Source organism: Streptomyces sp. NPDC026246, from assembly GCF_055567995.1.
On sequence record NZ_JBVHPJ010000005.1, the window covers coordinates 254,749 to 277,235 of the forward strand.

A 22,487-nucleotide genomic window follows, 5' to 3' on the forward strand; every position below is an offset into this window, starting at 1 on the left:
CCCTAACGAACATACGACCTGTGCGAAACCCTGCCTTCCTCACACTTCACATGTTCGTAGGTCGTGGTGTTGAATCAGTCCATGAACACCGTGGAACGTCATCGCCTGATCACCCAGGCCGTCCAGGAGGCTGGCCGGGCGTCGGTCTCCGAACTGGCCGAGCTGACGGCGGCCTCGGAGATGACCGTCCGCCGGGACCTGGACCACCTGGCCGCACAGGGCGTCCTCGAACGCTTCCGGGGTGGCGCGCGCACCCTTCTGCTGCGGGGCGAGGAACCTCCCTTCTCCCTGCGCGCGCACGAAGCCGTGGAGGCCAAGCGCCGGATCGCGGCGGAGGTGGCTTCCCTCGTGTCCGACGGGGAGACGGTGCTGCTCGACAGCGGCACGACGTGCCTGGAGGTCGCGCGGCTGCTGCGAGGGCGACCGGTCACCGTGATGCCGCTCTCGCTGCAGGCGATCCACGTGCTCGGCGACGCGCCGGAACCGACCTCGCTCCTCGTCCCCGGCGGCCGGCCGCGCGCCGCCGAGGGGGCCCTCATCGGGCCCCTGACCCTCGCCTCCCTGTCCGCGCTGCGTTTCGACACCGCCGTCCTGGGTTGCTGCGGCCTGACCGCGGGCGATGGTCTGACCGCCTACGACCTCGACGAGGCGGTGGTCAAGAAGGCGGCGATCGCTTCCGCCCGCCGCGTCATCGCCGCCGCCGACGGCAGCAAGCTGGGCCGCACCGCGCAGGCCCACGTCGGCCCACCGTCCTCCGTGCACGTCCTCGTCACGGACACCGGCGCCCCTGCCGACGAGACCACCGCGCTGGAGAACAGCGGCATCACGGTCAGGCTCGCCTGAGCCGAAGGCCCGGCGCCCCCCGTCTCACCGCGGCGGCCTGACGTCCCGGCGATGGACCGCCGCCGCGCCGCCGAGTTCGTCGAGGAGATCGAGGAGCACCGCCCGTGTCACGTCGAAGGCCGTGCCGTGCGCCCCGTCGGAGGCCGTCCCCGCGGACCGCTCCCGCAGTCGCGCTTCGAGTCGCTCCCTGGCGTGCCGCGCGGCGGTGACGGCTTGCCTGCCCTTGCGGGTCAGGGCGACGTGACGGATGCGCGCGTCGCGAGGACTCGGCAGGCGTTCGACGTAGCCGAGCCGCTCCAGTTCGGCGACGGCCTTGGAGGCGCCCTGCTGGGTCATGTCGAGCTTCTCCGACAGGTCGCTCACGGTGGGCTGCGCGTCGATCAGGTGCTGGAAGACGTACCCGTGCGACATCCGCAGATCGCCGAAGCCCTGGGCCGCCAGGTCGGTCTGCACCGCACCTGCGGCCGCGAAGCCGACGAACAGGGCGATGGTGCCCAGATCGAGGCCGGAGGGGTCAACTGGTTCGCGCATGTTCCCAGCATCTCTTTGACAACCTAGGTTGTGCAACTATGGTTGTGGATATGTCGCAGACCGATCAGCCTCAGCACCCGCACCCCCACGTCCGTACGGCTCTCCGCTATCACGAGGCGGTGGCCAGACTGGCCGCGCCGGAGGAGCTCGCAGAGTTCCTGCACCCGGACATGACCCACTCCCAGGTGCCCAACGCCCTGTTCCCCACGGGCGCCGACCGCGACCTCGCGGAGACACTCACCGCGTCCGAACGGGCACGTACGCTGCTCGCCGCTCAGAGCTACGACGTCGTCAACGCCGTGGCCGCGGGCGACCAGGTCGCCCTGGAGATCAGATGGTCCGGCACCCTGGCCGCGGGTTTCGGCGATCTGCCCACGGGCCACGTCATGCGGGCGCACATCGCGGCCTTCCTCGAATTCCGGGACGGCAGGATCGTCGCTCAGCGCAACTACGACTGCTACGAACCTCTCGTCTGACGCCGGCCGAGGGACGCAACGCTGCGATCTTCTCGACCGCGGTCCTCGGGCGGGCCGGGCCCCGGGCGGCCGGGAAACTGCGATGCGTCCGTTCGCACAGACCTGCGATCATCCCCGCATGGCGCACGGTCTGGAAGCACTGGTCCTCCGACACACCCACCGCATCCCCTCCCCCGCGGGCTCAGCCGGGGAAGGCGCCACCGCCGCGCGGCAGTTCGACGCGGCGCTGGCGTCCGTGGGCTTCAAGCTCTCGGCGGAACTCCTGGCCCACCTGTCCGGGCTGTCCGAAGCCGCGGTCGTGCACACCGCCAGGCGGACCCTGCGCACCGTGCGGGAGATGGTGGGCGACCACGTCCGGCACAACGCGTACTTCATCGACTTCCCGGCCAACGTGCCCCGCACCGAGGAGTTCTGGATGCGGTGCGTGGCGCAGGCACTCGGCGACGGCACATCCCGCACGAACACCCTGACCCAGCTCGCGCACGGTGTGCTGGACCTGCTCAGCCTGCCCGTCTACGGCCGTTACCAGCACACCTACGAGGAGATGCTGGCGGCGCAGGACGAGTTGATCGCCTCGGCGGGCGACCGCGTGACCGTCCTGCACCTCGGACGGGACCTGGACGACGAAGTCACCGACCTGTACCTGGCCCTGGCCGGCAGTGCGACACCGCTGAGCGAGGAGCACCTGGGCGACCTCGGGATCCTCGCCGAGCGGTGCGCGTCCGGGCCGCAGCCGGAGACGATCCCGGTCAGGGAGAACCGCGCCCTGGTCAACGCGGCCCGCCTCACCGTCGGCGCCGATCCGCTGCTCGACACGGTAGTCGACGTGCTCCGACTGGCGTGCGCGCTCTCGGGCGGCGATGTGACACTGCGCGAGCCGACCCGGTTCCGGGCGATCCCGCGGCCGGTGCGCCGCACGCTGCTCGCGTCCCTGGACGCCCTGGTCGAGGCGAACCCCGCCAAGCTGGCCGACGTGCACGCCCACCGGGAGCCCTTCAAGCGACTCGGGGAGCGCCTGCATCCGCACGAGTACCCGCGGTGGCCGTACGCCGCCGACGTGTTCGCCGTGGCGCGGGGCGAGAAGGAGGCGCGGTCGTTCGACAGCCGCTTCGAGCAGCTGCTCGGCGAGTCGGACGTCGTCGGTGCCGTGCACCTGCTCAAGTCCGCCCCCGGCAGGCTCTTCCGGGCCCTGGACCTTCTGCTGCGTGCCGCCGAAGGCCAGGACGAGCGGGACGTGGTGGTCGCCGCCGCGGTGGAGGTCGCCCCCCGGGTCTCCGGCCGGGTCGTACTGTCCGTACGCGAGCACTTCCAGAACCGGGAGCGGGAGAGCGGACGGCTGCGGCTCTTCGTCAACAGCCGGGGCCGGGGCTGGGTCGCTCCGGATCTGCGGCCCCCGGTACCGGCCGCCGACCGCGCCCGCCTGATCGACGCCCTCGACACCGAGATGCGCCGCAGGCTCCCCGCCACCGGCCGGCTGCTGCTCGATCCCTTTGTGCTCGACGTGGCCCTCCCGGTCAGCGGCAAGGCGTCCGCGGCCGGGCTCGGGATGCTGCCCCGCGGTTCGCTCTCGACGGTCGAGGGTGAGCGTCTGCGCTTCTTCGTGTACTGGCGGCAGACCCGGCTGCGCACCGACTACGACCTCTCGGCCCTGCTGCTCAACAGCGACTACAGCACTGCTTCTTGGCTGTCGTACACGTCCCTGCGGGCTGTCGGGGGCAGGCACTCGGGCGATGTGACCGAGGCGCCCGAGGGGGCCTCGGAGTTCATCGACCTGTCTCTGGGCCGGGTGCGCGGCGCCTTCGTGGTGCCGCAGGTCAACATCTATGCGGGAGAGGGCTTCGAGGAGACCGAGGAGTCGTTCTTCGGCTTCATGGTGCGTGACGGCGAGCAGAAGGGCCGGCCGTTCGAGCCGCGCACGGTGCGTGCGAAGTCGGAGCTGCGCGGGGTGGGACGGGTGGCGTTGCCGCTGGTGTTCCGGCGCGGGGGCGACGGCCGGTGGTCGGCGAAGTGGCTGCACCTGTATCTGAAGGGCATCTCGGACGCCAACCGGGTCGAGGAGAACCAGGTGTCGGTGTCCAAGGTGGTGCGGTCCCTGGTGGAGCGCGAGTACCTGACGGTGCGCTATCTGACCGGTCTGATGGCCGACGGCGTCACGGCCGTGGAGCTGTGGGACGGCGCGGCGGTCCCGGACGAGCCCGTGACGTACATCGGTCTCGAGCGCCCCGAAGGGCTGCCCGTCGGCTCCCGCGTGGTCACACTCGAAAACCTGCGGGACCTGATCCCGGACTGAGTGCTAGCGTTGCCTTCGGCGAGGCCATGAAGGGGCTTCCTTCTCACATTCCTTTGCACCAAGTCCCTTCGCTCTCCTCGCCGTCGACGTCGCTCCGGGCGGTGTCCGCGCCCTCTCGCGCGGGCGCCGCCCGAGCCGTCTCTCGGCCTCCGGCACAGGCGGGGCGCCAGCCGGCCGCAGGAACGCGTCAGGGGCCCGGCCGGTGCCGGGCCCCTGGTGTGCACGGTGCGGATTCAGACCTGCGGCCTCTGGGGTGTGAGCCTCATGGCTGCCGAGTGGCTCCCCGGCGCGTCGGTGATGTCACTCCGCGACGGGGCTCCAGGGGCCGACGGGGGCGTCAGCCGCGGACGATGTTCTCGGCCTGGGGGCCCTTCTGGCCCTGGGTGACATCGAACGTGACCTGCTCGCCCTCGACCAGCTCGCGGTACCCGTTGCCGGCGATGTTCGAGTAGTGAGCGAAGACGTCCGGTCCGCCGCCGTCCTGGGCGATGAACCCGAAGCCCTTTTCGGAGTTGAACCACTTAACGGTGCCGCTGGCCATACAGAATCCTTCGATCTCGCCGGGAGTACCGGCCTGGTGAGTGGCGGGTCTCTCCACTCCGGGATCAGACCCGTGATCCGTTCTACCCCGAAGTCGGCTCGACTATTCGATCATCGACACAAAAGTCGGCACTTTCATGCTCCCGGTGTCTCCCTGCCCTCCCGCACGGCCCCGGCGTGCCGATCCGCCCGTCCGGTCGGGCACCGGCGAGCCCTGCGTCCCGGAGTACCGCCACGGTGCGGGCGAGACCCCGACCGAGGTCGTCGCGGACCGCTCGACTCCACCCCCGGGGAAGCGACTTGCAGCCGGCCGGCCGGAAGCCGGACGGGCCAGGACCCTGGCTGATCGGCCGGGCCGCCGTCCCCGTCCCTTGGGCCGTCCTAGGAGCGGCGGCGTCCCGCCTGGCGTTCCCGGCCCTCGTCCCGGGCCTGCTGGAAGGCGTCGGCGATGGTCTCCGCGGCGCCCGACAGGGCCCCCTTGGTCTTGCCGCGGGCGCCGGACTCGGTGACCTTGCCCGCCAGCTCCGTGAGGCCGGCCGACTTGCGCGGCCCCGCTTCCAGGTCGAGACGGTTGCACGCCTCGGCGAAGCGCAGGTAGGTGTCCACGCTGGCCACCACGATCCGTATGTCGATCTTGAGGATCTCGATACCGACGAGGGAGACGCGCACGAAGGCGTCGATCACCAGGCCGCGGTCGAGGATGAGCTCGAGAACGTCGTAGAGGCCACTGGAACCGCCCCCGCCACCCTGTTGTGTCGCGACGGTCATCGCCTCTCACCCCTCGTCTGCGTCGTCTCGCGGCGTGGTGCTGTCCGGGCCGCCCCGCTGGGAGGCGGGCATGGCATGCGAATGACCCCTATTCGCCGCATCAAACGCGCGTACGACTCCGGGAGGGGCGACCGGGGTGGGTGCGCCGACATCACGCCGAGGCCGGCCGGGGCGGTCGGGAAGGGGCCGAGGAGATCGATTGCGTAACCCTTCGGCACACGGTCGATCACGCCTTCCGCCCCGCTCGCGGCCCGCCCCTCCGGGGTGATCAGGATGAGCCCACCGCACCACGCCTGCCCCGGCGCCACAGCGCCCGGGACCTTACGACCACGGGGGACCCTTTGCAGCACCACCGGACGGCGACCGCCCTCCTGGCTCTCGCCGGGCTGATGCTCACGGCATGCGCCCCGGACCCGGCCGAGCAGCCGGCGGCCGACCGGCAGATGGTCCGCGACCGGCTGGCGTCGGCCGACGACGCCCCTTGCTCGGCCGCGCTCAGAGCCGTCACCCGGTCCGGCTCCAGGCGCCTGCAGCTCATGGTGGGACGGATCAATCTCAACGCCGCCCTCACGGGCCGCACGACGGACACGACCGAGCAGTACACCGAGGACGTCGTGATGACCGAGCGGAAGGTGTACCGCCGTGCGCGAGGCACGCACGGCGCCTGGCAGGAGTTCCCCGCGTCGACCGCCAAGGGCGGCCTGCCCACGGACCGGCTTCCGCAGTACGTGCGCCTCATGCTGGACCGCAGCGCGTCCGTGCAGCGCGGGAAGGAGGCCGTGCGGGTGTCCGCCCGTCTCACCCCGAAGGACATCGGATCGGTCGACGCGGTCGCCGGGCGCAATCTGAGCCCGGCCAGTTCGATCGACGCCGACGCCTGGGTCGACGAGCGGGGGCGCGTCGTACGCGTGCGGCAGATCATCCACTTCGAGTCGGAGGCCGACATCCAGGCGACCCTCACGCTCAGCGACTTCCGCAAGCCCGTCCCGGTGCGCCCACCCGCCACACGGTGAGCGGTTCCCGGCGGTACGAAGCAGCGCTACCGACGGCGCGAGTTCGGGCGGCGAAGGCACCGGCGGGCGCCGACACCGCGCGGCACGCACGGCCGTGAGCCGTGCGGGTGGCACGGCCGGTCCGGCGGCGGCCGAACGGGGGACGCCGGCGGCCGGTCGCATCCGGTACCGCTCGAGGTGCCGAAACCTGGGTGGGTGATCCCCACCGGGCGGGGACGGTGGCGGCGGGCGGAGCGCCGGACCTCACCGCCCGCATGCCGGCCCCGGCCCCTCACGGAAAGCCACGCCATGCCCACCTCGCACTGGATCTTCGGCGACCAGCTCGGCCCGCACTTCCTGTCCCCCGCCGGTGCGCAGGGCCCCGGGCGCGGGGCACCCGTCGTCATGATCGAGGCGCGGTCCGTCTTCCGGCGCCGGCGCTTCCACCGCGCCAAGGCCCACCTGGTGCTCTCGGCGATGCGCCACCGCGCGGCGGAGCTGGGTGAGCGGGTGACGTACGTGAGGGCGGAGACCTACCGCGAGGGTCTGCGGCGCGCGGTGGGGGACGCGCCGGTGACCGTGTGCCATCCCACCTCCTACGCGGCACTGCGGCTGGTGCGCTCCCTGCCGGCGGTGCGGGTGCTGCCCGCCCGCGGATTCCTGGTCGCGCACGAGGAGTTCGCGCGGTGGGCCGAGGGGCTCGGCGGGCGGCGGCTGCTGCAGGAGAACTTCTACCGCTGGGTGCGTGAGCGGCACGACCTGCTGATGGACGGCGGGCACCCGGCGGGGGGCCGGTTCAACCACGACCACGCCAACCGCGAGCCCCCACCCCGCGGCGCCACCGTGCTGGAGGTGGCGGCGCCGTACCGGCCGCGTGAGGACGACATCGACGCCGAGGTGCGTGAGGACCTCGACCGGTGGGAGCGCGAGGAGGGTGTGCGGTTCGTCGGCCGGGACGGCCCCCGTCTCTTCCCCGCCACCCGGCGCGAGGCCCTGTCGGCGCTGCGGCGCTTCGTGACGCACCGGCTGGCCGCCTTCGGGCCGTACGAGGACGCGATGCTGGCCGGCGACCCGGTGATGGCCCACAGTCTGCTGTCGTCCTCGATGAACCTGGGGCTGCTGCACCCGGCCGAGTGCGTCGAGAATGCCGAGCGCGCCTGGCGGGAGGGCACCGTCGCCGTGAACAGCGCCGAGGGGTTCGTCCGCCAGGTCGCGGGCTGGCGGGAGTACGTCTGGCAGTTGTACTGGCATTTCGGGGAGGACTACCGGCACGGGAACGCCCTGGGGCACACCGGGCCGCTGCCGGCCTACTTCGCCGAGCTCGACGCCGACGGGGTCACCGCCCGCTGCCTGTCCGGGGTGCTCGCGCAGGTCCGCGACACGGGCTGGACGCACCACATCCCCCGTCTGATGGTGCTGGGCAGCCACGCCCTGCAGCGCGGCTGGGACCCGGCGGCCGTCACCGACTGGTTCCACCGCTGCTTCGTCGACGGCTACGACTGGGTGATGCTGCCCAACGTCGTCGGCATGTCCCAGTACGCCGATGGCGGCCGGATGACGACCAAGCCGTACACCTCCGGGGGCGCCTACATCCACCGCATGAGCGACCTGTGCGGCGGCTGCGCCTTCCGGCCCACCGACCGCACCGGCCCGCGGGCCTGCCCGTACACCGCCGGATACTGGGCCTTCCTGCACCGGCACCGTGACCGGCTGTCCGGGAACGCACGGATGCGGCGCGCGGTGCAGGGGCTGGACCGGCTCGGCGATCTGGAGGAGGTGCTGCGCCAGGAGGCGGACCGGGGTGACGCGGCACCGTGACGGCGGGCGGTGGCCCAGGCCGCCGAGCCCCGTGGACGGGAACCCGGCGACCGGGGCCGAGCATGGTCAGGCAGCGGGGAAGGAATCCGGCGTCCTGATGCGTTCGCGGATCCAGACCCCGGCCGGCTTCAGCGGCGCGGTGCCCGTCCAGGGCCCGGACCGGTCGCACGTGCCGGTCTTGAAGACGGCCCCCGAGCGGTGGTCGTCGGAGAAGTTCCAGTTCACCCAGCTGATCTTCTTGGCGGCCATGAGGTCGAGGTAGCGCTGCGACATGGCGAAGTCGTCGGCGCCCTCGCCGGCGTAGTTCTGGGTGCCGAACTCGGTGACGAAGACGGGCAGTCTGTCCGCGGCCCGGGAGAGCGTCGCCAGATACTCGTCGCGGTGCGAGGAGGCGTAGAAGTGGAACGTGTACATGATGTTGGACGCCTTGACCGGGTTGCTCACGACCTCCGTCTCGTTGCCGCCCTCGGAGACGCCGAACGAGGACCAGGCGCGGGTGCCGACCAGGACGGGGGCGTCGTGGTCGAGGGCACGGATCGTCGGGATGATCTGCTCCGCGTAGCTCTTGATCCGCGACCAGCTCACTCCGCTGGGCTCGTTGGCGATCTCGTAGAGGACGTTGTTCCTGTCCTTGTTGCGCTGGGCGATGTCGGTGAAGAACTGCCGCGCCCGGCTGAGGTTGGCGTGGGGGTCGCCCGGGGTGAGCATGTGCCAGTCGACGATCACGTACAGGCCGCGGTCGCTCGCCTGCCGGATGAGTGAGTTCGCCAGCTCCGTGAAGTGCTGGGGATCGGTCTCGTAGCCGTCCTCCTGCACATAGGTGGAGACACGCAGGACGTCGGCCCTCCAGTCGTCGGCCAGGGCGTTGAGCGAGCCGCTGGTCAGGCAGTGCGGGTACCACTGGGTGCCGTGGGTGCTCATGCCCCGCAACTGGACGGGGTTGCCGCGGCTGTTGCACAACTTGGTGCCGCAGACCTTGAGCTGGCCGTTGGCGGAGACCGGGGTGGCGGCCGCGGTACGGGGAGCGGCGGCCGCACGTGCGGAGCCGGTCGGCACGAGAGCGAGCAGGAGCAGCAGGACACTGCCGAGTGCGGCGACTGCGACTTCTCGGCGGAGCGACGGGTGTGGGGCCCTCATATGAACTCCGTTCAGACGCATGACTAGTAGGAAACTTTCCTAACAAGAGAGAAGCAGAGGCCTTCCGAGCCATCAAGAGGCTGCGGGCGTCCACACAACGGCCCGCGTTCACAGGGGCGTTCGGATACGTGGAGGGAGGCGGAGAGCGGCGGCCGTGCTCCGGGAGCGGTCACCCGAAAGGGTCAAAGAGGGTGCGGTGGGAGGGTTCGGCGCATGACACGCCGAGGGCAGGGTGAGACATTCGGCATGACCGAACCCTTACCGGCTCGCCCGGCCACCGCACCGGTCGTCTTCACGGCCGACTTCACGTCCACCGCTCAATGGGTCGCCGGGCGTTCGTGGGCGTATCCGGACGGGGGCCCGATCAATCCGCGCGACGACAAGCTGGACCACCTGGTGTCCGATGCCGCGTACAGCCGGTCGGGGGTTCTGCGGGCCCGGCGACGGCGCGACGGACGGTGGAACACCGGGCTGCTGACCACCGAGGGGAGCCAGGAGGAATTCACCGTCCGCGCCGGGGACGTACTGGAAGCCCGGGTCAGGCTGCCCGAGGAGATCGGCGCCTGGCCGGCCATCTGGACCTGGCGCGACGGCGATCAGGAGATCGACGTCTTCGAGTACCACCCGGACAACCCGGATCTGCTCGAGTTCACCAACCACGTGCGCGGCACGAACCTTTACCACCGCGACGAGGCGGTCCGTCCGGGCGCGTGGGTGGACCTGCGCACCGAGTTCGGTGCCCGCTCCGTGCGTTGGTGGCTCAACGGCAGACAGGTCTTCGCCGACGGCCGGGGGGTGGGGCGCGGCTGGCACGCCTACCTCATCGTCAACCTGTCGGTGTGCGCGGGCCGTTACCACCCGCCCCCGCTGCCGGAGACGACCGAGATGTCGTACGAGGTGAGCCGGCTGACCGTACGGCGGCCCGGCACCGTCGCCGCCGCTCCGGCCGACGCGGAGACCGCCTAGCCGGTGGGGACACGCGTGAGCGCTCCGGCCGACCGGAGTGGTCGGCCGGAGCGCTCCGAGGGAAGTGCCGCCGTGGGCGGTCGCCGCCGTGGACGGCCGCCCCGGCGTCGGATCAGCGCCCGGCGAGCAGTTCGAGCGTGTCGATCACGCGGTTCGAGAAGCCCCACTCGTTGTCGTACCAGGCGACGACCTTGACGTGGCGGCCGTCGACGCGCGTGAGGGCGGAGTCGAAGATCGAGGACGCCGGGTTGCCCACGATGTCGGTCGACACGAGCGGGTCCTCCGAGTACTCGAGGACGCCGGCGAGCGGCCCCTGCGCCGCCGTGCGGTAGGCCTCCAGCACGTCCTCGCGCGACACGTCGCGGGCGACGGTGGTGTTGAGCTCGACGATCGAGCCGACCGGCACCGGCACGCGGATCGAGTCACCCGACAGCTTGCCGTCGAGGCCGGGCAGCACCAGGCCGATCGCCTTGGCGGCACCGGTGGTGGTCGGCACGATGTTGACGCCGGCGGCCCGGGCGCGACGGGCGTCGCGGTGCGGGCCGTCCTGCAGGTTCTGCTCCTGCGTATAGGCGTGCACCGTCGTCATGAATCCGTGCTCGATGCCGGCGAGCTCGTCGAGCACCTGGGCCAGCGGCGCGAGCGCATTGGTCGTGCAGGAGGCGTTCGAGACCACCGTGTGCAGGTCGGGGTCGTAGGCGTCGGTGTTGACCCCGTACGCCAGGGTGACGTCGGCGCCGTCCGAGGGCGCACTGACCAGCACCTTCTTCGCGCCCGCGTCGAGGTGCGCGCGGGCGGCCTTGGCCGCGGTGAAGCGTCCGGTGGCTTCCAGGACGATGTCCACGCCGAGCTCGGCCCAGGGCAGCTGCGCCGGCTCGCGCTCGGCCAGCACCTTGATCCGGCGCCCGTCGACGACGAGGAAGTCCCCGTCGGCGGTCACCGGCCGCCCGAGCCGGCCGGCCGTGCTGTCGTAGGCGAGCAGCCGGGCGAGGGCGGCGGGCTCCGTGAGGTCGTTGACGGCGACGACCTCCAGGGCGCTGTCGCGCTCCAGCAGTGCGCGCAGCACGTTGCGTCCGATGCGGCCGAAACCGTTGATGGCGATGCGAGTCATGAGTGGTGTCCCTTCCCTTCGCCACCAGGCTCGCTCGTCGGCGGCGCGGCGGACAGTGGCGGTATCGCCATGGTTCAAAAGGATCCCGCCACGGGGGTGCCCGGCCGGGGCGGGACGGAGCGCTGGACAGGGCGGGACGGAGCGCTGGACGGGGTGCGGACGGGGTGCGGACGGGGTGGGGACGGGGCTATTCGCCCCGGGTGAAGGTGCGCCGGTACTCGCTCGGTGTGGTGCCGAGGATGCGCTGGAAGTGCAGGCGCAGGTTCGCACCGGTGCCCAGGCCGATGTCGGCCGCGATCTGCTCCACGCTGCGCTCCGATCGCTCCAGCAGTTCGCGGGCCAGGTCGATGCGGGCGCGCATCACCCACTGCATCGGCGTGTAGCCGGTCTCCTCTACGAAGCGCCGGGAGAACGTCCGCGCCGACACGCCCGCCTGGCGCGCCAGGATGTCGAGGGTGAGGGGCTCCCCCAGCCGGTGCAGCGCCCACTCGCGGGTGTCGGCGAACCGCTCGCCGAGCGGCTCGGGCACGCTGCGGGGCACGTACTGGGCCTGGCCGCCGCTGCGGTAGGGCGCGGCGACCAGTCGCCGTGCGGCGTGGTTGGAGGCGGCCACTCCCAGGTCACCGCGCAGGATGTGCAGACAGAGGTCGATGCCGGAGGCGGCGCCGGCCGAGGTGAGCACGCGGCCCTCGTCGACGAAGAGCACGTTCTCGTCCACACGGACGTCGGGATGCTTGGCCATGAGGGCGCGGGTGTAGTGCCAGTGCGTCGTGGCGCGCCTGCCGTCGAGCAGTCCCGTGGCGGCGAGGGCGAAGGCACCGGTGGAGATCGCCGCGAGCCGCGCACCGCGCTCGTGGGCGGCCACCAGCGCGTCGACGACGGCCTGCGGCGGGTCGTCACGGTCCGGGTGGCGGTATCCGGGGACGAAGACGATGTCGGCCCACTCCAGCGCGTCCACACCGTGGGCCACGTGGTACGCGAGACCGTCGCCGCCGGTCACGAGCCCGGGCGTCGCCCCGCACACCCGCACCTCGTACGGCATGCTCGCGCGGGTCGTGAAGACCTGAGCGGGGATGCCGACATCGAGCGGCTTCGCACCTTCGAGCACGAGAACGGCGACACGATGCAGACGGGAGGCAGACGACACAGGTCGAGGCTACGCGGGGTGTGCGGGCGAACGGCGCAGCGGCCGGGGGTGCCGACCCGGCCGAGGCGATGTCCCGCCCGCTCGCACAGGCGCAGGCGCAGGCGGGCGGGAGACGCCGGCCGGGCGGGTCGGGCCGCCGTCCGGCCGCCCGACCGCCGTACGGCCCTACATGAGGTGGCGGTCGAAGAACCGGGTCCCGTCCTCCAGCTCGAACCAGGGTGTGCCGGTGTCTCCGCCCATGTTGGCGTGCAGCGTCTTCTCCTTGGTGCCGAACGCGTCGAACAGGTCCAGGGCCCGCTGCCGGGGATTGCCTTCGTCGTCCCACTGCAGCAGCAACAGCAGCGGAACGGTGACCTGCCGGGCCTCCTCGCGCTGGCTTCGGGGCACGAACCCGCCCGCGAAGAGACCGGCGGCGGCGATGCGCGGCTCCGTCACCACGAGCCGGATGCCGAGGGCGGTCCATCCCGAGTAACCGACCGGGCCGTCGATCCCGGGCAGCGCGAGAAGCGCGTCCAGGGTGGTCCGCCAGTCCGGGGGGGGCCTTCTCGACCAGCGGGCCGATGAACGACTCGAAGATCTCGTCGACCGGCTCGCCGGCTCTCATCGCCCTGCGGAGTTCGGCGCGGGCCTGTTCCTCGGCGGCGGAGCGGGGGCGGTCGCCGCAGCCGGCGGCGTCGATGGAGGCCACCGCGTAGCCCCGCGCCGCGGTGTAGCGGGCTCGGGCGACCAGCCGGGGCTCCGCCTTGGGCAGGCCGTTGTTGTGGGCCATCAGGATCAGCGGCACGGACGCCGGCCCGGGCGGCGTCCACAGGGTGCCGGGGATGTCGCCCAGCACGAACTCGCGCGTGAGGACGCCGTCGTCGATACGGGTTTCCGAGGTGAACTGCATGGTCGTGTCCTTCGGGAGTGCTGTTGAACGGCGCTCCCGGGCGACCTACAGCCCGACCGTGACCCCGCAGGAGAGCACCCATGTCGATACGTTCACGGGTACCACCTCCTCGGTCTGTCGCACGGCCTCGGGAAACGTAGCAGTGGCCGCCGCGGCCTGCCAACGGCTTTTCCGGTCGTTGGTGTCCACGGCGGACCCCGCCCTGCGCCACCGTCGTCGCGCGTCGCCGATCCGGGCGCTACGGGGACCGGATGCCGCGCAGCCGGTCGAGGCGGGTGATGACCGGGCCCGCCGTGACACCGTGCAGCACCACGGAGACCAGCACGGTGAACACCACCACCGACCACAGCTCTCGCTCGGGGACACCGAAGCCGTGCTGCCCCAGGCCATAGGCGAGGTAGTAGAGCGAGCCGATCCCCCGCACCCCGTACGCCGCGACGACCCAGCGCTCCCGCTTCCCCAGCGGTGCCCGCAGCAGTCCCAGCCACCCGGACAACGGCCGGACGACCAGCAGCACCGCGATCGCGGCGAGCGCGCCCTGCCAGGTCAGGGCGGACAGCCCGCCCGAGGCGATGAAGGCGCCCAGCAGGAACAGCACGGCGGCGGTGAGCAGTCGCTCCACCTGCTCGATGAAGTCGTGCAGGACGTTGTGGTAGCCGTGGGCCCGCTCGGCGGCGCGGATGGCGCACGCGGTGACGAACACCGCCAGGAAGCCGTAGCCCCCGGCGAGTTCGGTCAGCCCGAAGGACAGGAAGGTGGCGCCGAGGGCGACGAACCCCTCCCGGTGCTGGGACAACCGCAGCGAGTCGGACCGGGCCCGGAAGAACTGCCAGCCGAGCAGCCGGCCCACCAGGAGTCCCCCCAGCACACCGACGGCGCACTTGTAGGCCACGTCCTGCGCCGCCCACGAACCGATCCAGCCGGTCGACCAGCCGGTGCCCGCGACGGCGGCCAGCCCCACGGCGGCGTACGTCAGCGGGAAGGCGAGCCCGTCGTTCAGGCCCGCCTCGCTGGTCAGGGCGAACCGGGCCTCGTCCTCGTCGTGTTCGTCGTCCGTGGGCTCCCCCACCCGCACCTCCGAGGCGAGCACCGGATCCGTCGGGGAGAGCACTGCGCCGAGCAGGAGGGCCGCGGCCGGCGGCCAGTCCAGCAACCACCACGCCAGGCCCGCGGTGGCCAGGAAGGTCAACGGCATGGTGATGCCCAGCAGACGCCAGGTCACCAGCCACCGACGCCATCCCACCGGCCGGTTGAGCGCCAGCCCCGCGCCCATCAGCGAGATGATGACGACGACCTCGGTGATGTGCTCGGTCACCATCCGGTCCGCCACCGGATCGACCGCGGGGAGCGGCAGGGGCAGCAGATAGACGCCGACGCCGCACAACAGGAAGATCAACGGCAGTGACAGCGGCCGCCCGGCCAGGACCCGCGGCAGTACCGACGCGAGCAGCGCGCCCACTCCCAGCGAAGCGAAGACCGCGTCGGGATTTGTCACCTGTCGAACCGCCCTCTCGTCACATGCCACCCGGCGCGGTGGTCACCCACCGGTACCCCGCGTCACGCAGGTCATGAACGACGATGTGCGGCCGGCGGCAGGGACATGTGCGCGGGTCCGGACGCGTCGGCCTCGGAGCAGTGAACACGGCGTTCCGTTTTGTCCTCTGGCGGACGCGCGTAGACCACGGGCATCATCGGTCTGCACCGCCTGCACAGCGCCCCACAGGAAGCATGGCCCACCGCAGGAAGGTCTCCCCATGAAGGCATTCCACGCCCCGAAGCTCCGTTCCCTGCTGACCGCTCTGGCGCTCGTCGTCGCACCCGGCGCGGCCGTCGTCGGCACCGCCGGCGAGGCGTTCGCCGTCACCAAGATCAGTCATGCCACCGCGACCTCCATGTTCCGTGAGGTCGGCATCACCTGGTCCTCGTCCGGCAACTGCTCCAACCGCAACAACGCCACCTGTACGTCCTTCGAGCAGCTCAACCTCGCCACGGCCCAGGGCGCGCAGACCCTCAAGCGGGCCAGCGGCTGCGCCCTGAACATCACGGGCGGCACCGAGACCGGGCACGCCTCGGGCACCTACTCGCACTGGAACGGCTACAAGCTCGACTTCAGCAAGTACACCTGCGTCGGCAACTACATCAAGAACACGTTCACCTACATCGGTGTGCGCGGTGACGGTGCGCCGCAGTGGCGCTCCGGCTCCGGCAACATCTACGCCGACGAGGGCAACCACTGGGACGTCCTCTACTACAACTGCGGCGGCTGCTGAGCCTGCTCGCCGCGCAGCCCGACACCGGCACCGTCGCCGGCGGCCGGCACGGTCCGGCCGCCGGGGCGGTGCGGCCGGGCCGGGGCGGTGCGGCCGGGGGGCCGCTGCACCGGACCTCGCCGGATCTCGCTCAGGCGGAGAGCTCCAGCAGGCGCTGCATCAGCTGCTGCTCCTTGTCGGCCGCCTCGTGGACGATCTTCGAGGCGCTGTGGAGGGATTCCCGGGACGACGAGGCTCCCGCTTCGTTCACGAGTGCGGCCACCTCGGTCCATTTCTTCGCCACGTCGCGGTAGGCGTCCGCGGTCTCCTGGTATTCGTCGACCCCGGTGATCTCGGCGGTTTCCGCGAGGAATTCCGCCCACATCTTGCGGAACAGGCCACCGCCGGTTCCGGCGTCCTCCATGATCGTGGCGATTTCCGCGAGACCTTCGGCGGGCGATTCGAGGTCGTCGAGCCACTGCGGCATCAGGTCGGCGACTTTGTGCATGCCCTTGTATCCGAAATTGGAGATCGGTGGATCGAGGAAGGTCTCCGCCGCCGTTCTGATGCCTTTTCGCGCCGCTTTCCCGAGATCGGGGAGGCCGCCCTTCGGGAGGTCGAGGGTGAAGGCGCGATTACGGGAACTCATCGGGCCGCGCGGGTTGCGCGCCGTCGCGAGGGATTCACCCGACGCCCACTGCAGACCGAGCGGCCGGGTCTCGACCAGGGCGAACCGGTCGTCGTCGTCATGCCCGACACAGGCCACGTAGTGGGCCGCGAAGCGGAAGTCGTCGGTGGAGTAGTCGAGGCAGTAGCGGTCGAGCTTGAGTCCCACCAGGGAACCGGACTCGAGCTCGGCCAGCAGATGGTCCCTCGCCCGCTTCGCCGAGGACGTCTCGTGCACGGACAGCCGTAGTTTCAGCGCCTGCGCGAGGTTGTCCGTCAGGGTGTCGGGTTTGATGCGGCCACCGACGAACGGAGTCGGCATCTGCTTCGTCCGCCAGTAGATGAACGACAGGCCGCCTGCGACTCCGAAGACGAACGGCTCCGACACATCCACTTCTCGCTGCCGCAGCAAATTCACGAGTGTGGTCGACTCGCAATGTTGACCGACGTACGGTTCTGCTTCTAAGAGCGCCACCTGGTCACGTCTCCCTTCCGTCGCGTAGAGCGTAGCGCAACCCGCGAAAGCACGATTGCGGACGCCGGGATCAGGAAGGTGTGCGCCACGTCAGATACGGGACACCAGGTAGGTGCCGAGGAACAAATGATCCATTTCTGTTTTGAGGAAGCAGGACAGGGCGTCCGCGGGCGAGCAGACGATGGGTTCGCCGGCGACGTTGAACGAGGTGTTGATCAGGCAGGGAATGCCCGTCAGTTCGTTGAACTCGTGCAGGAGCCGGGCGAGCAGGGGGTTGCTCTCCTCGGTGACCGTCTGGATCCGTGAGGTGCCGTCGACGTGGCAGGCGCCCTGGATCCTCTCCTGGTACTCGGGCCGCACCGGAACCACGAACGTCATGTAGGGCGACGACGTCTTCTTGCCGAGTTCGAAGACCTCCGGTGCCAGGTGCTCCAGCACGACGGGGGCGAAGGGCCGGAACTGCTCGCGGTGCTTGATGCGTTCGTTGATGATGTCCTTGATGTCGGGGAACTTCGGATTGGCCAGGATGCTGCGGTTGCCCAGGGCCCGCGGTCCGTACTCCATACGCCCCTGGCACCATCCGATCACGCACCGGTCCTGCATCAGGGTCGCCGCCTCTCGCGGCAGCTCGGCGGGGTCCAGCTCCCGCCAGACGACCCGGTCGGCGAACTGCCGCAGCGCCGCCCGGATCTCCTCGTCGCCGTAAGCGGGGCCCAGGTAGGGCGAGGTGCTGATCCTGGGGGGTGTGCCCGCCTGCCCGGAGGCGAACAGGGCCGCCCCGATGGCCACGCCGACGTCGCTCGCGCCGAAGCTCACATCCATCTCGGTGAAGCGTGAACGCTCCAGCAGTTTGCTGTTGTTGACGCAGTTCAGGGCCAGCCCGCCCTCGAAGACCATGCGGGGCAGGTCGCTGCGGGCCTCGAGTGTGCGCACCTGCCCGGCGGTCACCGTCTCGAGCATGTGCTGCGCGGCGCCGGCCACCCGGACCCGGTAGTCGAACTGCTCCCGGCTGTTCTCGTCACCCCCGAAGATGCGGTCGAAGAGTGCGTAGTAGGCGGGCACGGCGTTGGCCGGATAGGGGATCCGGTAGGTGCCGTCGGGACACGTCTCGACCACGTGCTCGAGGAAGGGGTTGGGCTCGGGCGGCGCGCCGTAGCCGGCCAGGCCCATCACCTTGTACTCGTCGTTGTTCGGGACGAACCCGAGGTAGCGCGTCACCACGGAGAAGAGCATCGCCAGCGAGTGCCGGGAGTCGATGGTCATGTCGTCGAAGACCTTCACCTCTCCGTCCCGCACCTCCCCCATGATCGCGGACAGCCATTCGGCACGGCCGTCGCTGACCAGGAAGGCCGCGTCCCGGCCGCCCGCCAGGTGGTGTCCCGTCATCAGGTGTGCGAGGTGGTGCGGCACGCGGACGAGCTTGTCCGGGTCCAGCCGGTGTCCCGTGTGCCGGAGGAAGTCCGCCTCGGTCGCCGCCTGGCTGAACAGGGCCGCGTGCGTCTCGGCCAGGCGTTGCAGCCGCGCGAACTTCTGCTCGACGGACGCCGCCGGGTCCTCGGTGATCTCGGCGATCATCTTGTTCAGCACGTCCTCGGAGAACTGCCAGGAGAACGCGAACACGTCGACGTCGTCGAACGATATCCCGGCCGAATCCAGGCACCAGCGCATCGCGTTGACCGGGAAGCTCGACGTCTTCTTCTCCCGGTTGAGCCGCTCCTCCTCCACGGCGGCGACCAGCTCGCCGTCGACGAGCAGGGCGGCGGCGGAGTCGTGCCCGTACAGCAGATGGCGGTCGATGCCGGTGGCGCGAAAGAGGCGTCCGAAGATTTCCGCAGACCTGCCGAACCCGTTGTAGCCCAGAACGATCACGAGGAGCTCCTTTCGCTATGGCCAGATCGTGAGGTAGTCCGAGATCACGGCGGACCGCCGGAAGTCCGGGTCGAGGACCGCGCCGCTCAGATCGGCACCGCTGAGGTCGGCGCCGTCGAGGTTGGCGCCCACCAGGCGGCAGCCGTTCAGCTCGGCCAGGATGAGGTACGCCTCGCACAGATCGGCGCCCTCCAGGTTGGCGCCCCTCAGATCCGCGGAGATGAGGTACGACTCGGTCAGCACCGCGTCGGTGAGGTCCGCGTCGGCGAGTTCGGCACCCTGCAGATCGGCGCCGTGCAGCACCGCCTTGCGCAGGTCGGGCCGGAAGGCGCCCTGCGCCCGGCGCCGGCGCGCGTGCTCGTTCCAGCGCCTTGGCCCCTGGAGCAGTATGGTCTCGTCCTCGGTGGGCATGTCTCGACCTCGCGTCTACAGAGGGGTGAGGGCGGTCAACGCCCGCTTCTCGACGTCCATCGTGGACCGCGCCGTGTCCGACACGGCGTCCACGAGTGCCTTGAGATCGCCACGGGCCGTGACGGCCCCTGCCGTCAGCAGCGCGGATCCGAGGGTCGACCACAGCCGGCCGCTGTCGAGGAACCGCTCGGCCGCCTCGGCGTAGCGCGCCTCACCGGTGCTGTCGGCGACCCTGTTCAGGTAGCGGCCGATCATCGGGCGGAACAGACCTCCCCCGGTGCCGAAGGACTCGATCTGGCGTCCCAGGTGCAGCAGTTGGCGCGCCAGGGCGTCGGTGCGGATCACCCGGCCGGTCAGGTCCACGTCCTCGACCTCGCCGCGTTTGGACTCCGGCCAGGACGGCGCGGTCGTGGCCAGTTGCCTCATTCCGGGCAGGCCGAGGTTCCGGCTGCCCGGCTTGAGGACCTCACGGCACAGGGTGCGTACGGCCACCGGGCCGACGCGGTCGAGTTGCGGGGTGCGCCGGGGCGCGCCGAAGACGTAGACCCTCCAGTCCGGGTTGAGGGGCGGGGAGTTGCGGCTGGAGCGGGCGGCCTGCAGATCGGCGGTGCCCACGGTGACGGGCTCGTCGAACGCCGGGTCCGACACCTCGAACGCGTCGGCCCCGAGAGGGCGGACGACGTTGACGAAGTACCCGCCGAAGGAGGAGCGCCCCTCCAGTCCCCAGTGCGGCAGCAGCCCGAGGTCGACCCGGGTCATCACGGCCGGCGCCGACTGAAGCAGCTTGGCCAGGCCCGCCCCGGACGTGGGGGTGTGCTTGACGACCTCGACCCCCATCAGCCGGCAGGCCCTGAGCGGCATGACCGCCTGCTTGCCGACGACGATGTCCGGAGCGTCACCGCCCGTCGGGAAGAACGAGAACCCGAAGCCCCCGTCCAGCCCGAACACGGTCTCCTCGTCCGCCTCGTACCCGGCGGCCGCGAGGACGGCGCACTGGCAGGCGGACTCGCAGTGGATGCCGCGCCGGTGGACGTAGCGGCCGGTCGCGTTCATGACGTCACCCCTGTCCCAGTTCCATCAAGGACCGGCGCAGCCGCGGGTCCATCTTCTCCACCGCGTACCGGAACGTGTCGCGGGGCATCTCCTCGTGCCAGGTGCGCAGGAACGCGGCCACCTCGTCGGGGTGGGCCTCGGCGGTCACCTTGAGCAGCCAGCCCGAGCCCTTCTGCACGTACACGTCGCCGTCGTGCATGAGCCGCGCGCAGTTGTCGAAGACGTGCGACGTCGGCAGTTCGAAGACCGTGCGGCCCACCTTGCGCCGCACGAACTTCACGACGGCCACGTTCGCGGCGCGCCGGGCCCACGGGGAGGCCGAGTCCACCCAGTCCCGGGTGCGCGGGATCAGCTCCAGGTGCCCGAGGAAGAACGGGTACAGCAGCTTCAGGCACAGGTCGTCGCACTGCGCCCAGTTGGACACGTACGTCCGCAGCCAGTGCTCGCAGCGGTCGAGCAGTTCGGCGCCGAGGCCGGTCCTGGCGACCTTGTGCAGGACGGCGAAGCCCAGCAGCACCTCCTCGTGGTACTCGGCGCGCGCCAGCACCTCCTCGGCCAGCTGCAGCCGGGTCGCGGCCGGGACGGCGGGCCGTTCCCGGAAGTAGTGGCCGGCGATCTCGGCCACGGTCGCGTTGCCGACCCCGAGGGCCCGGATCTCGTGCGGGAAGTAGCGCTGCATGCGCACCGCGAAGTCCGGGTCCGCGCGGGCCGCGAGGGCCTTGGCGAGGTCGTCCGCGGCGGCTGGAACATGGGTCACGGGGTGCCGATCGTGAGTTTCAGGGGCTGGGCGGCCGGGAGCGGCTTCGGTGCGCGTTCCAGCCGGGGTTTGCCTTGCATGACGTACTCGTACTCCTGTTGCATGTCGGCCACGGCCTGGACGGTCTCCCTCGAACGGTCCGTCAGGTTCTGCCCGCCCAGGCCCCACCACAGGTACCAGTTCTTGTGGCTCAGGTAGGCGTTGCGGACGTAGTCCAGCGTGTCCCGGTCGGCGAGGATCGCCGGCTCCACGTAGAAGGCCGGGACGAACGTGCCCTGGCCTTCGCGCAGGATGCCCGCCTTGACGGCCTGCCGCTGGAGTTTGGTGCCGCTGAGGATGCGGATGCCGAGGTTGGCGTAGATCTGGGCCGGGTTGAGGTAGCGCTCGGTGAACCGGATGGACTCCCTGAGCGCCTGAGGCGTCTCCCCCGGCCCGCCGAGGAAGATGCAGTGGGTGTGCTCGATGGGGCTGGCCGTGAACAGGCGGTCGATCTCCAGGACCCGGGCCATGTCGAAGCCCTTCATCAGGTCCGACAGGGCTTCGTCGGTGAGCGCGTCGGTGCCGAGGTCCACCCGGATGCAGCCCGCCGCGTGCAGGAGCTTCACGAACTCCGGTGTGACCGCGTTCGGCGTCAGCTGGCAGTACCAGGGCACGTCGAGCTTGGCGCGGATCATCTCCTCGCACACCTCGGCGGCGTACTCCATCGGGTAGTTGAAGGTCGCGTCGACGATCTCGAACTCCCGCACGGCCGGGTTCTGCGCCATGGCCCGCTGGATCTCGCCGACGACCTCGGCGGGTTCCTTGAACCGGTCGCCCTTGCCCTCGGTCTTGCGGATGATGCAGTACGAGCAGAACAGCTTGCAGCCCCGCTTGGTCTGCAGCGTCTCGATGGCCGGCTGGTGGTCGCGGGTGAGATCGGAGGCCGCCGAGACGCCCTCCTCGAAGTACCGCGGGTCGTACACGGACCGGTCGGGCTCCAGCGCTCCGAGGTCGAACGCCTGACTCGACTGGTTCTGGCAGAACTTCCCGTCGTCGTCGAGGTAGCAGAGCCCGGAGATCGACTCCAGCGGCCCGCCGTTCTCCAGGTGGTCCAGCAGCTGGACGATGCCGGCCTCGCCCTCACCGGCGATGCCGTAGTCGGGCTGGGCGTACTCGAAGAACGACAACGGCTCGACCGAGAAGCCCGATCCGCCGAGGACCACCGTGGCGCTGGTGTACTTGCGGACGCACTGGACGATCTTCTCGGTCATCGGGCCGAAGAAGACCGGGTCGATGAACGTCAGGTTGTCCAGATTGCGGACGGCGATGCCGACCACGTCGTACGTCCCGGTGGTCAGCTTCTCGCGGACCGCCTTCAGCTCGCGCGACTCCCAGAGCAGGTCGAGGACGTCGACGTGGTGCCCGGCGTGCTTGAGCGCGGCGCTGATGTAGGCCATGCCGATGGGCAGCGCCGGCCGCGGTACCCGGATCTTGTTGGTGGAGATGAGCAGTACGCGCAT

General features: G+C 70.8%; 20 protein-coding genes and 1 pseudogene. 7 read left to right on the forward strand and 14 right to left on the reverse strand.

The window, feature by feature from the left end; genetic code table 11:
• Positions 1-81: 81 nt before the first annotated feature.
• Positions 82-843: a DeoR/GlpR family DNA-binding transcription regulator gene (locus ACZ4M5_RS15560; protein ID WP_467736931.1), complete on the forward strand. Its 762-nt coding sequence runs from the start codon at positions 82-84 to the stop codon at positions 841-843.
• A 24-nt stretch (positions 844-867) separates the two neighbouring features.
• Here the strand turns inward: ACZ4M5_RS15560 and ACZ4M5_RS15565 are convergent, their stop codons facing one another.
• Complete coding sequence (locus ACZ4M5_RS15565) at positions 868-1,374, reverse strand: MarR family winged helix-turn-helix transcriptional regulator (protein WP_467736933.1); 507 nt, start codon at positions 1,372-1,374, stop codon at positions 868-870.
• 50 nt (positions 1,375-1,424) lie between these two features.
• On the opposite strand from ACZ4M5_RS15565, the gene ACZ4M5_RS15570 reads away from it, so the two are divergent.
• A complete protein-coding gene (locus tag ACZ4M5_RS15570) occupies positions 1,425-1,850 on the forward strand; it encodes a nuclear transport factor 2 family protein (RefSeq protein ID WP_467736935.1) in 426 nt (141 codons plus the stop codon).
• A 118-nt stretch (positions 1,851-1,968) separates the two neighbouring features.
• Positions 1,969-4,140 carry a TerD family protein gene (locus tag ACZ4M5_RS15575; protein ID WP_467736937.1) on the forward strand — a complete coding sequence of 724 codons (2,172 nt, stop codon included), beginning with the start codon at positions 1,969-1,971 and terminating at the stop codon, positions 4,138-4,140.
• 337 nt (positions 4,141-4,477) lie between these two features.
• Here the strand turns inward: ACZ4M5_RS15575 and ACZ4M5_RS15580 are convergent, their stop codons facing one another.
• The gene (locus ACZ4M5_RS15580; protein WP_333930472.1) at positions 4,478-4,681 is read right to left on the reverse strand and encodes a cold-shock protein; all 204 of its coding nucleotides are present in this window, start codon (positions 4,679-4,681) and stop codon (positions 4,478-4,480) included.
• Between the two features lie 380 nt (positions 4,682-5,061).
• Complete coding sequence (locus ACZ4M5_RS15585; protein WP_467736939.1) at positions 5,062-5,448, reverse strand: gas vesicle structural protein GvpA; 387 nt, start codon at positions 5,446-5,448, stop codon at positions 5,062-5,064.
• Positions 5,449-5,789: 341 nt separating this feature from the next.
• On the opposite strand from ACZ4M5_RS15585, the gene ACZ4M5_RS15590 reads away from it, so the two are divergent.
• On the forward strand, positions 5,790-6,461 hold the full coding sequence (locus ACZ4M5_RS15590; RefSeq protein ID WP_467736941.1) for a LolA-like protein: 672 nt from the start codon (positions 5,790-5,792) through the stop codon (positions 6,459-6,461).
• Between the two features lie 288 nt (positions 6,462-6,749).
• The gene (locus ACZ4M5_RS15595) at positions 6,750-8,258 is read left to right on the forward strand and encodes a cryptochrome/photolyase family protein (protein WP_467736943.1); all 1,509 of its coding nucleotides are present in this window, start codon (positions 6,750-6,752) and stop codon (positions 8,256-8,258) included.
• Positions 8,259-8,324: 66 nt separating this feature from the next.
• Here ACZ4M5_RS15595 and ACZ4M5_RS15600 read toward each other — a convergent pair whose 3' ends face one another.
• Complete coding sequence (locus ACZ4M5_RS15600) at positions 8,325-9,395, reverse strand: glycoside hydrolase family 5 protein (protein WP_467736945.1); 1,071 nt, start codon at positions 9,393-9,395, stop codon at positions 8,325-8,327.
• Positions 9,396-9,641: 246 nt separating this feature from the next.
• Here ACZ4M5_RS15600 and ACZ4M5_RS15605 point away from each other — a divergent pair, with 246 nt between their 5' ends.
• On the forward strand, positions 9,642-10,361 hold the full coding sequence (locus ACZ4M5_RS15605; RefSeq protein ID WP_467736947.1) for a LamG domain-containing protein: 720 nt from the start codon (positions 9,642-9,644) through the stop codon (positions 10,359-10,361).
• 112 nt (positions 10,362-10,473) lie between these two features.
• Here the strand turns inward: ACZ4M5_RS15605 and gap are convergent, their stop codons facing one another.
• The 4 genes and pseudogenes from gap to ACZ4M5_RS15625 form a co-directional block, all read right to left on the reverse strand.
• The gene (gene gap / locus ACZ4M5_RS15610; protein WP_467736949.1) at positions 10,474-11,472 is read right to left on the reverse strand and encodes a type I glyceraldehyde-3-phosphate dehydrogenase; all 999 of its coding nucleotides are present in this window, start codon (positions 11,470-11,472) and stop codon (positions 10,474-10,476) included.
• A gap of 187 nt (positions 11,473-11,659) precedes the next feature.
• Positions 11,660-12,619, reverse strand: coding sequence for a GlxA family transcriptional regulator (locus ACZ4M5_RS15615; RefSeq protein ID WP_467736951.1), 960 nt, complete (start codon positions 12,617-12,619; stop codon positions 11,660-11,662).
• 165 nt (positions 12,620-12,784) lie between these two features.
• Positions 12,785-13,508: pseudogene (locus ACZ4M5_RS15620) on the reverse strand (dienelactone hydrolase family protein).
• Positions 13,509-13,746: 238 nt separating this feature from the next.
• Positions 13,747-15,003 (reverse strand): cation:proton antiporter, encoded by a 1,257-nt coding sequence (locus ACZ4M5_RS15625; protein ID WP_467736953.1) that lies wholly within the window; start codon positions 15,001-15,003, stop codon positions 13,747-13,749.
• A 259-nt stretch (positions 15,004-15,262) separates the two neighbouring features.
• On the opposite strand from ACZ4M5_RS15625, the gene ACZ4M5_RS15630 reads away from it, so the two are divergent.
• Positions 15,263-15,778 (forward strand): hypothetical protein, encoded by a 516-nt coding sequence (locus ACZ4M5_RS15630; protein ID WP_467736955.1) that lies wholly within the window; start codon positions 15,263-15,265, stop codon positions 15,776-15,778.
• Positions 15,779-15,908: 130 nt separating this feature from the next.
• Here ACZ4M5_RS15630 and ACZ4M5_RS15635 read toward each other — a convergent pair whose 3' ends face one another.
• The 6 genes from ACZ4M5_RS15635 to ACZ4M5_RS15660 form a co-directional block, all read right to left on the reverse strand.
• The gene (locus ACZ4M5_RS15635; protein ID WP_467736957.1) at positions 15,909-16,898 is read right to left on the reverse strand and encodes a BtrH N-terminal domain-containing protein; all 990 of its coding nucleotides are present in this window, start codon (positions 16,896-16,898) and stop codon (positions 15,909-15,911) included.
• A 90-nt stretch (positions 16,899-16,988) separates the two neighbouring features.
• A complete protein-coding gene (locus tag ACZ4M5_RS15640) occupies positions 16,989-18,767 on the reverse strand; it encodes a carbamoyltransferase family protein (RefSeq protein WP_467736959.1) in 1,779 nt (592 codons plus the stop codon).
• A 15-nt stretch (positions 18,768-18,782) separates the two neighbouring features.
• On the reverse strand, positions 18,783-19,178 hold the full coding sequence (locus tag ACZ4M5_RS15645; RefSeq protein WP_467736961.1) for a pentapeptide repeat-containing protein: 396 nt from the start codon (positions 19,176-19,178) through the stop codon (positions 18,783-18,785).
• 15 nt (positions 19,179-19,193) lie between these two features.
• Complete coding sequence (locus ACZ4M5_RS15650; RefSeq protein WP_467736963.1) at positions 19,194-20,231, reverse strand: BtrH N-terminal domain-containing protein; 1,038 nt, start codon at positions 20,229-20,231, stop codon at positions 19,194-19,196.
• A gap of 4 nt (positions 20,232-20,235) precedes the next feature.
• The gene (locus ACZ4M5_RS15655) at positions 20,236-20,988 is read right to left on the reverse strand and encodes a DNA alkylation repair protein (protein WP_467736965.1); all 753 of its coding nucleotides are present in this window, start codon (positions 20,986-20,988) and stop codon (positions 20,236-20,238) included.
• A complete protein-coding gene (locus ACZ4M5_RS15660; protein ID WP_467736967.1) occupies positions 20,985-22,487 on the reverse strand; it encodes a B12-binding domain-containing radical SAM protein in 1,503 nt (500 codons plus the stop codon). The genes ACZ4M5_RS15655 and ACZ4M5_RS15660 overlap by 4 nt, the downstream gene beginning before the upstream one ends.